Source organism: Isoptericola maris (assembly GCF_048065335.1).
Taxonomy (GTDB): Bacteria; Actinomycetota; Actinomycetes; order Actinomycetales; family Cellulomonadaceae; genus Isoptericola; species Isoptericola rhizosphaerae.
On record NZ_JBLUNY010000001.1, the window covers coordinates 347649 to 361432 of the forward strand.

Genomic DNA, 13784 nt, shown 5'->3' on the forward strand with positions numbered 1-13784 from the left:
ACGCCCCGCTCCCTGAGGGGGGCGGGGCGTCCGGCCGGCATGCTGGTGGTGTCAGCGGGCGTAGAACTCGACGACCAGCTGGACCTCGCACGTCACGGGGACCTCGGCACGCTTCGGGGCGCGCGTCAGCGTGGCCGACAGCTTCTCCAGGCTGACGTCCAGGTAGCCCGGGAGCTGCGGCAGGACGTCGCGGTGCGCGCCGGCGGCAGCGACCTGGAACGGCGTCGTGGTCTGCGACTTGGGCTTGACCTGAAGGGTCTGGCCCGGCTTCACGCGGAACGACGGGCGGTCCACGATCTTGCCGTCGACGAGGATGTGGCGGTGCGTGACCGCCTGGCGGGCCTGCAGGATCGTGCGGGCGAAGCCGCTGCGCAGGACGAGCGCGTCCAGGCGGGTCTCGAGGTCCTCGACCATGACCTCACCGGTCAGGCCGGGGTTCTTGCGGGCGACCTCGTAGACCTTGAGCAGCTGCTTCTCGCGGAGCGCGTACTGCGCGCGCAGACGCTGCTTCTCCCGGAGCCGCACCGCGTAGTCCGACTCGGTGCGGCGGCGAGCACGGCCGTGCTCGCCCGGGGGGTAGGGGCGCTTCTCGAAGTGCTTGACGGCCTTCGGGGTCAGCGGGATGCCGAGCTTGCGGCTGAGGCGCACCTGGCGGCGCGACTTGGTGACAGCAGTCACAGTTGCTTCCTGTCCTGTCGTTGGATGGTGAGGTCACACCCGAGGCGTCCTGCGGCGTGAGCCGAGGGTGTCGGGTGCGGGACCAGCCGTCGGAGCGAGGTGCTCGCAGGGCCGAGGTCCCAGGTGGTCGCCGTGAGGGCAACCCCACCATGCTACCTCACGCTCTCCCCGCCGGAGAGCAGCCCACGGATCCGCTCCAGACGCTCCGAGATCTGCCGTTCGTACCCCCGATCGGTCGGTTCGTAGTAGCGCCGTCCCACGAGCTCGTCGGGCAGGTACTGCTGGGCGGCGACGCCGTGCGGCTGGTCGTGGGAGTAGACGTAACCCTTCCCGTGCCCGACCGACTCGGCACCGGCGTAGTGCGAGTCCCGCAGGTGCGCCGGCACGACACCGACCCGGCCCGCGCGCACGTCCTCCAGGGCCGCTCCGATCCCGGCGTACGCCCGGTTCGACTTGGGCGCCGACGCCAGGTGCACCACGGCCTCGGCGAGCACGATCCGACCCTCGGGCATCCCGATGAGCTGCACGGCCTGCGCTGCCGCCACCGCCGTCTGCAGTGCGGACGGGTCCGCCATGCCGACGTCCTCCGCGGCCGAGATCACGAGACGCCTGGCGATGAACCGCGGGTCCTCCCCCGCCGCGACCATCCGGGCCAGGTAGTGCAGGGCGGCGTCGACGTCGGACCCGCGGATCGACTTGATGAACGCGGAGATCACGTCGTAGTGCTGGTCGCCGTCGCGGTCGTAGCGCACGGCCGCGACGTCGACGGCGCGCTCGACCGCGGCGAGATCGACCACGACCGCGTCGCCCCGCCCCGTGTCGCCGTCGGCCGGGGCGTCGCTCAGCACCGCGCCGGCCGCGGCCTCGAGGACGGTCAGCGCCTTGCGGGCGTCCCCGCCGGCCATCCGCACGAGCTGATCCTCGGCGTCGTCGGTGAGCACCACGGCGGCGCCCAGCCCTCGGTCGTCCGCCACGGCGCGGCGGACCAGCGTGCGCACGTCCTCAGCGGTGAGCGGCTTGAGGGTCAGCAGGAGCGACCTGCTCAGCAGCGGCGAGTTGACGGAGAACGACGGGTTCTCGGTGGTGGCCGCCACGAGCGTCACCCAACGGTTCTCGACGCTGGGCAGCAGGGCGTCCTGCTGGGTCTTGGAGAACCGGTGCACCTCGTCGATGAAGAGGACCGTCTCCTCGCCACCCGTGGCCAGCCGGCGGCGGGCGTCCTCGATGACCTGCCGGACGTCCTTGACGCCCGCGGTCACGGCGGAGAGCTCCACGAAACGGCGCCCGGAGCTGGTGGCCACCAGGTAGCCGAGGGTCGTCTTACCCACTCCCGGCGGTCCCCACAGGATCACGGAGCCCGGAGCGGCGCGGCGCGCCGAGTCGTCGGCAGGCTCGACCAGCCGGCGCAGCGGCGAACCAGGCACGAGCAGGTGGGACTGGCCCGTCACCTCGTCGAGCGTGGACGGGCGCATGCGGACCGCGAGCGGTGCACCCGGACCCGGCCGCGTGGTCACCGGGGTGCCGTGCTGACCGGTGATCGCGGAGTCGAACAGGTCCATGCCCCCAGCCTACGGAGGACCACCCACACCCGCGGGCACGCCGCACGGGGACAGCCTGCGCCGGCCTCGGGATCGCACCGACGTCTGGCGTCGGCCGCGGTCGATGGCCGACACTCGACATGACGTCGTCGTTCGAGGGGGCTCCCATGCAGACCCGCGTCATCGTCGTCGGTGCCGGACCCACCGGGCTCCTGCTCGCGGGCGACCTGGCCGCCGCCGGCACCGAGGTCGTGCTCCTCGAGAAGCGCTCTGCGGCGCTCAGCAACCTGTCCCGAGCCTTCGCGGTGCACGCCCGCTCCCTCGAGCTGCTCGACGCCCGCGGACTCGCCGACGACCTGGTCCGCACCGGTCGCACCGTGCGCGACCTCCGGCTGTTCGACCGGCTCCGGCTGAACCTGGACGACCTGCCCGGCAGGTTCCCGTTCGTCCTGGTCACCCCGCAGTACGAGGTGGAGCGCCTGCTGCGCCGTCGCCTGGACGAGCTCGGCGTGCACGTCCGCCACGACACCGAGGTCACAGGCATCGCCCAGGACGCTGACGCGGTCACGGTCCGGGCGACGACCCCCGAGGGGGCCACGACCTTCCGCGCCGACCACCTGGTGGGGACGGACGGCGTGCGGTCCACCGTGCGGCAGGCCGTCGGTGTCGATTTCCCCGGCGAGACCGTGATCCGCTCGATGGTGATCAGCGACGTCCGGCTCGCGCGGCCGCCGTCCGACACGCTGACGGTCTCCGCCCGCGACGACGCCCTCGGGTTCCTCGTCCCGTTCGGCGACGGCTGGCACCGGTTCATCGGCTGGTCCGGCGAACGCGACCCCGACGAGCCGGTCGACCTGGACGAGATCCGGGATCTCGCACGCGCCACCCTGGGCGACGACCACGGCATGCACGAGGTGCGCTACGCGTCCCGGTTCGCCGCCGACGAGCGGCAGGCCACGACCTATCGCGCGGGTCGGGTCTTCCTCGCGGGTGACGCCGCGCACGCCCACAGCCCGGCCGGTGGGCTCGGTATGAACACCGGCCTGCAGGACGCCGCGAACCTGGCGTGGAAGCTGGCCGCGGTGCACCACGGGGCAGACGAGTCCCTGCTCGACTCCTACGAGACGGAGCGCTATCCGGTGGGCCGGCAGGTGCTGCGGGCCAGCGGGACGATCCTGCGGCTGGCCACCCGCCCCGGTCGCGCGGTGGCCTGGGCGCGCCGCCTGCTGACGGCCGTGGTGTCCCACGTGACACCGGTCCGACGGCGAGCGGTGCTGATGATCTCGGCGATCGGCGTCGCCTATCCACCGCCCGCCGGTGCGCACCGATCCGTCGGGCACCGCGTGCCGGACCTCCCGCTGGTCCCCGGTGAGCACGGCGACCGGCTCGCCGAGGCGCTGCGCGAGGGCCGCTTCGTCCTCGTCCGACCGCCGTCGGCCGCTGCCGGCCCGGCCGTGACGTCCTCGGACCCGCCGGCCGTGGCCGGCGAGGTCTCGACCGCGGACCGCGTGGTCGTCCGTCGGGCGGACCAGCACCGCAGCACGCTGCTGGTCCGTCCCGACGGCTACCTGGCCGCGGTCGTGCCCGGGTGAGCCGGCAGGTCAGGCCTCCGGCCGGCCCGTCGTCTCCGGCTCCGCGTCCACGCCGGCCTCCTTGCGCTGCTCCGCCGAGATCGGCGCCGGCGCCTTGGTCAGCGGGTCGTAGCCGCCGCCCGACTTCGGGAAGGCGATGACGTCGCGGATCGACGGCGACCTCGTCAGCAGCGCCACGATCCGGTCCCAGCCGAAGGCGATCCCGCCGTGCGGCGGCGCGCCGAACTTGAACGCGTCCAGGAGGAACCCGAACTTCTCCTGCGCCTCCGCCGGGCCGATGCCCATGACGTCGAAGACCCGCTCCTGCACGTCACGCTGATGGATACGGATCGATCCACCGCCGATCTCGTTGCCGTTGCAGACGATGTCGTAGGCGTAGGCCAGCGCCTCCCCCGGGTCCGACTCGAAGCGGTCGAGCCACTCCGGCTTCGGCGAGGTGAACGCGTGGTGCACCGCCGTCCAGGCGGAGTCGCCCAGCGCCACGTCCCCCTCGGCGGCAGCCTCCCCGGTGGGCTTGAACAGCGGGGCGTCGACGACCCACACGAACGCCCAGGCGTCGTCGTCGATCTGCCCCGTCCGCTCGGCGATCTCCACCCGGGCCGCGCCGAGCAGTGCGCGGGAGTCCGCCGTCCTGCCGGCGGCGAAGAACACGGCGTCGCCGGGCCGCGCGCCGGTGGCGTCGGCGAGGCCGGCCCGCTCGGCGTCGGAGAGGTTCTTCGCGACCGGGCCGCCGAGCGTGCCGTCCTCGGCGAACGTCACGTAGGCCAGACCGCGAGCGCCGCGCTGCTTCGCCCAGTCCTGCCAGGCGTCGAACTGGCGCCGCGGCTGCGACGCGCCGCCGGGCATCACGACGGCGCCGACGTACTCGTTCTGGAACACGCGGAACGGCGTCTCGGCGAAGTAGTCGGTGAGCTCGACGAGCGGGTTGGCGAACCGCAGGTCCGGCTTGTCGGTGCCGTACAGCCGCATCGCCTCGGCGTAGGTGATCCGCTCGATCGGGGTGGGCACCTGGACGTCGACGAGCTTCCACAGCGCGACGAGGAGCTCCTCGGTCAGCGCGATGACGTCGTCCTGGTCGACGAAGCTCATCTCGACGTCGAGCTGGGTGAACTCCGGCTGGCGGTCGGCACGGAAGTCCTCGTCGCGGTAGCAGCGGGCGATCTGGTAGTAGCGCTCGACACCGCCGACCATGAGGAGCTGCTTGAACAGCTGCGGCGACTGCGGCAGCGCGTACCAGGAGCCGGGCGAGAGGCGGGCCGGGACCAGGAAGTCGCGGGCACCCTCCGGCGTGGATCGCGTCAGCGTCGGCGTCTCGACCTCGATGAACTCGTGACCGTCCAGGACCCGGCGGGCAGCCTGGTTGACCTGCGAGCGCAGCCGCAGCGCCGCGGCAGGTCCGGGTCGGCGCATGTCCAGGTAGCGGTGCGCGAGCCGGGCCTCCTCGCCGATCTGCTCGGTCTCGGCCAGCGCCGTCGAGACCTGGAACGGCAGCGGCGCGGACTCGTTCAGCACCACGACCTCGGTGGCGATGACCTCGACCTCACCCGTGGCGAGGTTCTCGTTCGCGTTGCCCTCGGGACGGCGGGACACCTCGCCGGTGACCTGCAGCACGAACTCGGCGCGCAGCGGGTGCGCCACCGACTCGTCACGGATGACGACCTGGGCGATGCCGGAGGCGTCGCGCAGGTCGATGAAGGCCACTCCTCCGTGGTCCCGGCGGCGATCGACCCAGCCCGTGAGGGTGACGGTCTGGCCGATGTGCTCGGCCCGCAGTGAGCCGGCCGTGTGGGTGCGGAGCACGAAGTGGTCCTTTCGAACGGGATCGTTGTCGGCCGCCGGAGCCTCACGGCGTCCCGGCGTGGGCGCGCGCGACGCCCGTGCCATCCTACTGGGGCACCGCACCGCCACCGCGAGGAGATTCCCATGGCCCGCCAGATCGCGACCAGCACCACCGTGTCCCGCGAGGACCTCGTCGACTTCCTGCGGGCGCGCCGCAACGGTGTGCTCGTGACGACCCGTGGCGACGGCCGTCCTCAACTGAGCCCGGTCACCTACGGCGTCGACCCCGCCGGGCGGGTCGTGGTCTCGACGTACCCGGAACGCGCGAAGGTGGCGAACCTGCGCAAGCGCCCGCAGGCGTCCTTCATGTCCCAGGGCGAGGACTTCAACGACGCCTGGGTGCAGGTGGACGGCATCGCGGAGGTGCTCGACCTCCCGGAGTCCGTCGAACCGCTGGTCGAGTACTACCGGGCAGCGGCGGGCACCGAGCACCCGGACTGGGACGAGTACCGCGCCGCGATGGTCACGCAGGGCAAGTCGGTGGTGCGGATCACCATCGAACGGTGGGGTCCGATCGCGACCGGCGGGTTCCCCGCGCGGCTGGCCGACGACGACTGAGGCGCTCGTCACCATCGGTGCACGGGGTGCTGTGCCCGTCGTAACCTCGGCTCATGCGGTGGATTCCTGATCCGACGTGGCCGGTGCTGGTGCTGGCACTCGTCACGGCCGTCGACGCCGTCATGTGCGTCAGGCCGGCAGCGTTCATCGCGCAGTGCTTCCGCGACGTGAACTTCCCGGAGCGGTGGTGGTGGGTCACGCCGTGGGTCAAGGGTGCCGCAGCCCTCGGGCTGGTCGCCGGTCTCCGGATCCCGATGCTCGGCTCCGTCACGTCGGTCGCACTGGTGGCCTACTTCGTCGTCGCGATGACCTTCCACGTCCGGGCACGCGATCTCGGCCGCAACTTCTTCGTCAACGCCACCGGGATGCTGCTCCTGTGCCTCTTCGTCCTGTGGTTCTCGTTCATCCGGTGACGGCGCCGACTGCCGTCGGCGGGCGGGCAGGCTGGACGCGCCAGCGCGGACGTGCGCTGGACCGTTCAGAAGAGCACCTGCTCGACACCCGCGCCGGCCCATCGCGCGGGTGCCTCGACCATCGACCCGGCGGGATAGTCGCCCTCGTCGTGCGGACGGAGCTCGCCGTGCCGGCCGGTGGCACCGGACCCTGATCGGTGCCCGGACCGGCCGAACCCGCGCTCGTCGAGCAGGGGACGGACCCGGTCCCACAGCCACTCGCGGTAGCCCTTCAGTGCGTACGTCCCCCGCGTGAAGACCCGTTCGTACCCGGCCACCAGGTGCGGGTGGTCCTGGGCGAGCCACTCGAGGTACCACTCGCGCGTCCCCGGCTTGAGGTGCAGCGGGACGACCGTGACGCCGGTCGCGCCGGCGTCGGCCACGGCGTCCAGCAGGCGTCGCAGATGGTCGGTGGAGTCGGTGAGCCAGGGCAGGACGGGCGCCACCATGACGCCGCACGGCAGTCCGGCGTCGCGCACCGCGCGGACGAGGTCGAGCCGGGCCCGGGGCGTCGGCGTCCCCGGTTCGACCGCCTGCTGGAGCTCTTCGTCGACGAACGCCAGCGAGACGCCGAGGCCCACCTCGACCCGCTCGGCCGCGTCGGCGATCAGAGACAGGTCACGGCGCAGGAGCGTGCCCTTGGTGAGGATCGAGAACGGCGTGCCCGAGTCCGCGAGCGCCGTGATGATGCCCGGCATCAACCGGTAGCGCCCCTCGGCACGTTGGTACGGGTCGGTGTTGGTCCCGAGCGCGACCGCCTCACGCCGCCACGAGGGTCTGGCCAGCTCGGCGCGCAGCACGTCGTCGACGTTCGTCTTGACCACGACCTCGGAGTCGAAGTCCTTGCCGGCGTCCAGGTCGAGGTACTCGTGCGTCGGGCGGGCGAAGCAGTTGTGGCTGATCACACCGTTGGCGACGAAGTCACCGGTGCCGGTCGTGATGTCGACCATCTCCTGCTCGAACCCGAGATTCTCGACGCTGACCACCCGCAGGCCGGCCCACGACGTGACGGTGTCGCCGACGACCTCCAGCGGCCGCGCGGACGCAGGCGTCGCGGCACCCCGAGGACGGCGGCCGCCGCATCCCATCAGGTGGTCGCCCTGCGTCAGGGACGGTCGCTGCGCCCCACCGGGCCGCTGCCTCGCGACGTGCTTCCACCCGTCACCGCGCGCAAGGAACCGGTGTTCTCCACTGGCGACCAGCTCGGTCCCGTCGGCAAGGACGACCCGGTACGCCGTCCTCACGGTCGGCCATCTCGCGAGCACCTGCGTCGTGACGTAGCGCCTGCCCTCGCCGTCCGGCTCGGTACCCACGATCTGGTCGCCGACCATGACGTCACGGATCGGCTTCTGCCGGCCGTCGGCCAGGAGGACCAGCGTCTCCGGATCCAGACAGTAGCGGCACGCATGACTGCATCCCCGGTACGGGTTGACCGTCCAGCCGAACGGCATGCGGGACGCCGCCGGAACCTTGGACAGCGCGCTCTTGGCCAGCACCTCGTGGAATGTGATCCCGGCGAACTCCGGCGTACGCACGCTGCGCACCAGGCCCGCACGGGCCAGGTCGGTCCGGTCCAGCCCGGGCAGGGCGCCGTCGTCGGCGGTGACCGATTGCGCGTCCCATCTCACGCCGCTATTCGAACACGAGTTCTATCGGAGGTCAACGGCGCGGTGGCCATCGCGGGTGCGTGCGGCGTCGGGCCCGGACGGTACCCCTTGAGGTCCCCGCGGAAGACCACGTCGCCCGGCACACGGAGCAGCGTCTGGGGGCTGACCTTCCAGCGCGGCATCCCCAGGTCGCAGACACCTGCGTCACGCAGGACGTGGTAGACGAACTCCGAGCACACGAACCGCGTGCTGTCCTCGGAGCCCTGCCCGAGCAGCCCGGCGTGGTTGTAGGAGTACGCGTCGCTGTCCACGGTGAACCGCGCGATGCTCGCTTCGACCGCGACGCGCTGCCGCGGCGTGGCCGGGACCTCGATCACCGCGCCCGGCAGCACCGGCATGCGCCGATACAGCTCGTCGTCGAGCCGCTCCCGCTTGAAGCACCCGACGAACGGGTTGCCCGCGCGGCGGCGGCCGAAACTGAACATGTGCTCGAGGCCCGGGTCCAGCGCGAGCGCAGCATGCGTGAACTCGGCGCCGGTGGCCAACCGGATCGCTCGGGACAGGACGGTGGTGCTGCGCGACAGGACGACGTAGACGTTCACGCGACGGACGATATGTCAGCATCGGTCACATCGGGCCAGGTCAGCGCAAGAATCAGGGGTGAACTCAGGGACGGCTCAGGGTTCGCGCGGCCGCGAACCGGGGACCCACCGATCAGGGTCGAGGTACCGCCGTAATCGTCGGTCCCCGGGACGGCGCTCGCTCACCCGGCGGCGGGCACCACGCGCGGCCACAGGTCGGCCGCGGGAGGCTCCCACGCCGCCGGGTCGGCCTCGACCTGCTCACCCGAGCGGATGTCCTTGACCTGGTGCTCGTCGCCGGGGAACCAGACGAACGGGATGCCGCGGCGGTCGGCGTACTTGATCTGCTTGCCGAACTTCGCCGCCGACGGCGCCACGTCCGTCGGGATGCCGCGCGCTCGCAGCGCCGCGGCCACCGCGTCGGAGGCCGCGCGTGACTCCTCGTCCGAGACCGCGACAAGGACGGCCGTCGGGACTCCTCGCGTGGCCGACAGCAGCCCCGCCGACAGCAGCCTCGAGACGAGGCGCGAGACGCCGATCGACAGCCCCACGCCGGGATAGGTGTTCTTGCCGTCCGAGGCGAGCGTGTCGTACCGGCCACCGGAGCAGATCGAGCCGAGCTCCTCGTGGCCGACCAGGAGCGTCTCGTAGACCGAGCCTGTGTAGTAGTCCAGACCGCGGGCGATCTTCAGGTCGGCCACGACGACACCGGGCGCGCGCGTCGACGCCGCCACGATCAGCGCCGAGAGCTCCTCCAGGCCGGTCTCCAGGAGCTCGGTCCGTGCTCCGTGCTCGTCGGCGAGGGCACGGACACGGTCGACCACCCCGACGTCGGTGCCGCTGATGGCGGCGAGGTCCAGGCACGCTCCGGCCTGCTGCGGGCTGGCACCCTGCTCGGCCACGAGCAGCTCCGCGACACGCTCCGGACCGATCTTGTCCAGCTTGTCGATCTGGCGCAGCACGCCCTCGACGTCCTCGATCCCCAGCCCGCGGTAGAAGCCCTCGGCCACCTTGCGGTTGTTGACCAGCACGCGCACCTCGGGGACCCCGACGTCACGCAGGGCGCCGAGCGCCTCGGCCATGACCAGCGGCAGCTCGACCTCGTAGTGGTACGGCAGCTCGCCTGCTCCCACGACGTCGATGTCGGCCTGCGCGAACTCGCGGAACCGGCCGTCCTGGGGACGCTCACCACGCCAGACCTTCTGGATCTGGAAGCGCTTGAACGGGAAGGCCAACCGGCCGGCGTTCTCCAGCACGTAGCGCGCGAACGGCACCGTCAGGTCGAAGTGCAGCCCGAGCTGCTTCTCGGACGACCGCGAAGCGGTGTCCTCGGCCTGCAGCCGGTCGAGGACGTAGACCTCCTTGGAGGTCTCGCCCTTGCGCAGGAGCTGGTCCAGCGGCTCGACCGCACGCGTCTCGATGCCGGCGAACCCGTGGAGCTCGAACGTGCGGCGCAGCACGTCCAGGACGTGCTGCTCCACGACGCGACCGTCAGGGAGCCATTCGGGGAAGCCGGAGAGGGGCGTGATGCGAGCCATGGGGCGATCTTCCCAGATCCGGCCGCAGGGTGCGGACACCGCCCGCCCGGTGGCTCAGCCCCCGAGGAACGGGTTCGTCGCCAGCTCGTGTCGCACGGTCGTCGTCGGCCCGTGGCCGGGCACGACACCCAGCTCCGGGTCCAGGCCGGCGACGACGCCCCGCAGGGTGGCGAGCATCGCGTCGACGTCCGCCCCGGGCAGGTCGGTGCGCCCGACTCCCCCGGCGAACAGCACGTCACCGCTGAGCACCAGGCCCGTCCGGTCCGCCCCCGGCACGAGGTACAGCGTGGACCCCTCGGTGTGCCCGGGGGCGTGCACCGCGCGAAGCCGCACGTCGCCGGCCTGCAGCTCGACGGATGCGCCGTCGAAGCCCTGGACCTCGGACGGCGTGCGGTAGTCGCGCGGCGTGCAGCCGAAGTCTGCGAGCGCCTGGGTCAGCGCGTCGCTGACGGCGCCGGCGGGGGCGTCCAGCTGCCCCCCGAGCCCGATCGTGCCGAACGGGTCGGAGATCCGGTAGACGTCGGCCGCGTGCAGCCGCAGCGGGACGCCGTACCTGTCGCAGACGTCCGCCGCGTCCCACGTGTGGTCCACGTGGCCGTGCGTGGCGAGCACCGCCCGGGGCACCAGCCCGTGCTCGTCGACGACGCGAGCCACACCGTCGGCGGTCCCGGCGCCCGCGTCGACCACGACGCAGTCGCGTCGACCGTCCGCGCGTTCGACGTCGGCGACCACCACACAGCAGTTGGTGCCGAAGACAGGGGCGACGACCACGTGCACGTCCATGGCGCTACCGTAACGGCCCCTCGACAGGGGGCACGAGGGCGCCGCGCACTCCTGGTCGCGGTGCTCGGGCGGTTGACCAGCGCGGCGAGCCCTAGACTGTCGCACGCGCACGGTTCCGCGTGCGAGCACGGATCGAGAGGGGACGAGCGACGGTGGCGCCCAGCAAGCGCGAGCGCGAGTACGCCCGGAAGCGTCAGGCGAAGTGGGAGGATCGGCAGCGCGAGAAGCGGGAGCGCCGTCGTCGGGTCGGCGTGCTCGTCGCGATCCTCGCCGTCTTCGCGCTGGTCGCCGGCGGTGCGGTCGTCGCAGGCATGTCCGGCTCGCAGGCCGACGGCGCCACGTCCGACGCCACCGAGGGCTCTGCGGCGTGCTCCGCCGTCTCGACCGACGCGCGCGACGGCGGCGAGCTTCCCGGACCCGATGCCGCCGAGGGACGCACCTGGGAGGTCTCGCTCGACCTGTGCGTCGACGGAGCCACCGAGACCGTCGCCCTCGAGCTGGACGGCGAACGCGCTCCTCAGACGGTCGCGAGCTTCGTCTCCCTGGCCGAGCAGGGCTACTTCGACGCCACCGCGTGCCACCGCCTGGTCACCCAGGGGATCCACGTGCTGCAGTGCGGGGACCCGACGGCCAGCGGTTCCGGAGGCCCCGGGTACTCGTACGGCCCGGTCGAGAACGCGCCCGACGACGACGTCTACCCGGCGGGCACGGTGGCGATGGCTCGCCGCGGTGGCGACGCGGAGTCCATGGGTTCACAGTTCTTCCTCGTCTACGAGGAATCCACCATCCCGTCCGACGCCGCCGGCGGGTACACGGTGTTCGGCACCGTGACGTCCGGCCTGGACACGGTCCAGGCAGTCGCTGACGCGGGCACGACCGACGGAGCCGCTGACGGCTCCCCGGCGAGCCCCGTCATCATCGAAGGAGTTGAGACCCAGTGAGCGAGAGCATCCCCGGCTCGAACGGCCCCGACCACGTCGAGGACTCCGCCGAGCAGGCGCAGGCCGAGACTCCTCCCAGCGAAGCACCCGCGGGCGAGGACCGCGTCGACGAGCCGGCCGCCCCGCGCCCCGCCGCGCCCGCGCCCGGACCGGCGGCGCCCAAGCCTGGCGCACCCCGACCCGCCGCGCCCAAGCCGTCGGCTCTGCGCCGCCCCAAGCCTTCCGCCGTCCCGGCGGCCGCCGCACCGACCACGCCGGTGGCGCCCGTCGTCCACGACGCCGCCGAGGAGGCGTCCGCCGCAGGCTTCGGCCGCGTGGACGACGACGGCACCGTGTACGTGCGCGAGACCGCCGGCGAGCGCAGCGTCGGCCAGTACCCCGGGGTCTCGACCGACGAGGCGCTGAGCCTGTACGTGCGCAGGTATCTCGACCTCGTGGCCAAGGTGGCGCTGTTCGACACCCGGCTCGACAGCGCGGACCTCTCTGTCCGCGAGATCGACCAGACGCTGTCCAAGCTCACCGAGGAGACCGCCGAGCCGGCCGCCGTCGGAGACCTCGACGCGTTGCGGGCGCGCGTTGCCGGGCTGCGGGACCGCGCCGCAGAACGGCGCAAGCAGCTCGACGCCGAGCGTGCCGCGGCCAAGGACCGTGCCGTGGAGGCGCGGACCGCCATCGTCGAGGCCGCCGAGAAGATCGCGAGCACCGACCCGGCGAAGATGCAGTGGCGACCGGCCGGCGAGGAGCTGCGCGGCCTGCTGGACCAGTGGAAGGACGCCCAGCGGCACGGCCCGCGCATCGACCGGCCCAGCGAGGAGGCGCTGTGGAAGCGGTTCAGCCACGCGCGCACCGCGTTCGACCGGGAACGTCGCCACTTCTTCGCCGAGCTCGAGCAGCGCAACACCGCCGCGAAGGCCACCAAGGAGGCGCTGGTGGCCGACGCAGAGGCGCTGCAGCACTCGACCGACTGGGGCGCGACGGCGGGCGCCTACCGCGACCTCATGGCGCAGTGGAAGGCGGCCGGGCGCGCCAACCGCAAGGACGACGACGCCCTCTGGGCGCGGTTCCGGGCGGCACAGGACACCTTTTTCGGGGCGCGGGACGAGGCGAACGCCGCGATCGACGCCGAGTACGGCGAGAACCTGAAGGTCAAGGAGCAGCTGCTCGTCGAGGCGGAGGCGCTCCTGCCGGTCACCGACCTGGCGGCCGCGAAGGCGGCTCTGCGGGACCTCCAGGACCGGTGGGAGGACGCCGGCAAGGTGCCGCGTGGCGACATCCAGCGGGTGGAGGGCCGTCTGCGCGCCGTCGAGAGCGCGGTGCGCGAGGCCGACGACGCCCGCTGGAAGCGCACCAACCCCGAGACGCAGGCGCGCGCCGAGGGTGCGGCGGCTCAGCTCGAGGAGGCCATCGCCGGACTCGAGGCGGAGCTCGCAGCTGCCCGGGAGTCGGGCGACGGACGCGCGGTGGAGGAGCTCGAGACGGCGATCGCGGCTCGCCGCTCGTGGCTCGAGCAGGTCGTCCAGGCCGCCGAGGACTCCCGAGGCTGACACCGGGTGGGCGGCGCCGTCGTCCACAGACCACCACGACGGCCCGACGGGCGAGGAGCACGGTGCGATACGTTCGCACCGCGCGGCGCGCCCCGCGGCCGCCCCGGGGGGGCGGGGGGGGCCGGGGCCCCCC

12 protein-coding genes are annotated in these 13784 nt (G+C 72.7%); 5 read left to right on the forward strand and 7 right to left on the reverse strand.

What is annotated here, in order from left to right; genetic code table 11:
* Positions 1–51: 51 nt before the first annotated feature.
* Both rpsD and ACH5HR_RS01700 read right to left on the reverse strand, forming a co-directional pair.
* The gene (gene rpsD, locus ACH5HR_RS01695; RefSeq protein WP_402371728.1) at positions 52–678 is read right to left on the reverse strand and encodes a 30S ribosomal protein S4; all 627 of its coding nucleotides are present in this window, start codon (positions 676–678) and stop codon (positions 52–54) included.
* Between the two features lie 152 nt (positions 679–830).
* A complete protein-coding gene (locus ACH5HR_RS01700; protein ID WP_402371727.1) occupies positions 831–2237 on the reverse strand; it encodes a replication-associated recombination protein A in 1407 nt (468 codons plus the stop codon).
* A 119-nt stretch (positions 2238–2356) separates the two neighbouring features.
* On the opposite strand from ACH5HR_RS01700, the gene ACH5HR_RS01705 reads away from it, so the two are divergent.
* A complete protein-coding gene (locus tag ACH5HR_RS01705) occupies positions 2357–3808 on the forward strand; it encodes an FAD-dependent monooxygenase (protein ID WP_416475916.1) in 1452 nt (483 codons plus the stop codon).
* Between the two features lie 9 nt (positions 3809–3817).
* On the opposite strand, the gene aspS is transcribed toward ACH5HR_RS01705, so the two are convergent.
* Positions 3818–5608 (reverse strand): aspartate--tRNA ligase, encoded by a 1791-nt coding sequence (gene aspS, locus ACH5HR_RS01710; protein WP_416475918.1) that lies wholly within the window; start codon positions 5606–5608, stop codon positions 3818–3820.
* Between the two features lie 123 nt (positions 5609–5731).
* On the opposite strand from aspS, the gene ACH5HR_RS01715 reads away from it, so the two are divergent.
* Together ACH5HR_RS01715 and ACH5HR_RS01720 are read left to right on the forward strand one after the other, a co-directional pair.
* Positions 5732–6205 carry a PPOX class F420-dependent oxidoreductase gene (locus tag ACH5HR_RS01715; protein WP_402371723.1) on the forward strand — a complete coding sequence of 158 codons (474 nt, stop codon included), beginning with the start codon at positions 5732–5734 and terminating at the stop codon, positions 6203–6205.
* Positions 6206–6258: 53 nt separating this feature from the next.
* Positions 6259–6618 (forward strand): DoxX family protein, encoded by a 360-nt coding sequence (locus tag ACH5HR_RS01720; protein ID WP_416475920.1) that lies wholly within the window; start codon positions 6259–6261, stop codon positions 6616–6618.
* 65 nt (positions 6619–6683) lie between these two features.
* On the opposite strand, the gene ACH5HR_RS01725 is transcribed toward ACH5HR_RS01720, so the two are convergent.
* The 4 genes from ACH5HR_RS01725 to ACH5HR_RS01740 all read right to left on the reverse strand — a co-directional run bounded on the left by ACH5HR_RS01725 (position 6684) and on the right by ACH5HR_RS01740 (position 11166).
* Entirely contained in the window at positions 6684–8285 is a 1602-nt protein-coding gene (locus ACH5HR_RS01725) for an Rv2578c family radical SAM protein (RefSeq protein ID WP_416475922.1), read from the reverse strand.
* Positions 8282–8866 (reverse strand): hypothetical protein, encoded by a 585-nt coding sequence (locus ACH5HR_RS01730; RefSeq protein WP_416475923.1) that lies wholly within the window; start codon positions 8864–8866, stop codon positions 8282–8284. Before ACH5HR_RS01730 ends, ACH5HR_RS01725 begins: the two co-directional genes overlap by 4 nt.
* Positions 8867–9027: 161 nt before the next feature.
* Entirely contained in the window at positions 9028–10383 is a 1356-nt protein-coding gene (gene hisS / locus ACH5HR_RS01735; RefSeq protein ID WP_416475925.1) for a histidine--tRNA ligase, read from the reverse strand.
* Positions 10384–10437: 54 nt separating this feature from the next.
* Positions 10438–11166 carry an MBL fold metallo-hydrolase gene (locus ACH5HR_RS01740; protein WP_416475927.1) on the reverse strand — a complete coding sequence of 243 codons (729 nt, stop codon included), beginning with the start codon at positions 11164–11166 and terminating at the stop codon, positions 10438–10440.
* Positions 11167–11318: 152 nt separating this feature from the next.
* Between ACH5HR_RS01740 and ACH5HR_RS01745 the strand changes: the two genes are divergently transcribed.
* A complete protein-coding gene (locus ACH5HR_RS01745) occupies positions 11319–12107 on the forward strand; it encodes a peptidylprolyl isomerase (RefSeq protein ID WP_402371710.1) in 789 nt (262 codons plus the stop codon).
* A complete protein-coding gene (locus ACH5HR_RS01750; RefSeq protein WP_402371708.1) occupies positions 12104–13651 on the forward strand; it encodes a DUF349 domain-containing protein in 1548 nt (515 codons plus the stop codon). The genes ACH5HR_RS01745 and ACH5HR_RS01750 overlap by 4 nt, the downstream gene beginning before the upstream one ends.
* Positions 13652–13784: the final 133 nt, after the last annotated feature.

Excerpts from the sequence above, each read along its gene's own strand:
- ACH5HR_RS01700 (WP_402371727.1), bottom strand. The coding sequence starts at position 2,237 with ATGGACCTGTTCGACTCCGCGATCACCGGTCAGCACGGCACCCCGGTG.
- ACH5HR_RS01705 (WP_416475916.1), top strand. The coding sequence starts at position 2,357 with ATGACGTCGTCGTTCGAGGGGGCTCCCATGCAGACCCGCGTCATCGTC.
- ACH5HR_RS01715 (WP_402371723.1), top strand. The coding sequence starts at position 5,732 with ATGGCCCGCCAGATCGCGACCAGCACCACCGTGTCCCGCGAGGACCTC.
- ACH5HR_RS01720 (WP_416475920.1), top strand. The coding sequence starts at position 6,259 with ATGCGGTGGATTCCTGATCCGACGTGGCCGGTGCTGGTGCTGGCACTC.
- hisS (WP_416475925.1), bottom strand. The coding sequence starts at position 10,383 with ATGGCTCGCATCACGCCCCTCTCCGGCTTCCCCGAATGGCTCCCTGAC.
- ACH5HR_RS01740 (WP_416475927.1), bottom strand. The coding sequence starts at position 11,166 with ATGGACGTGCACGTGGTCGTCGCCCCTGTCTTCGGCACCAACTGCTGT.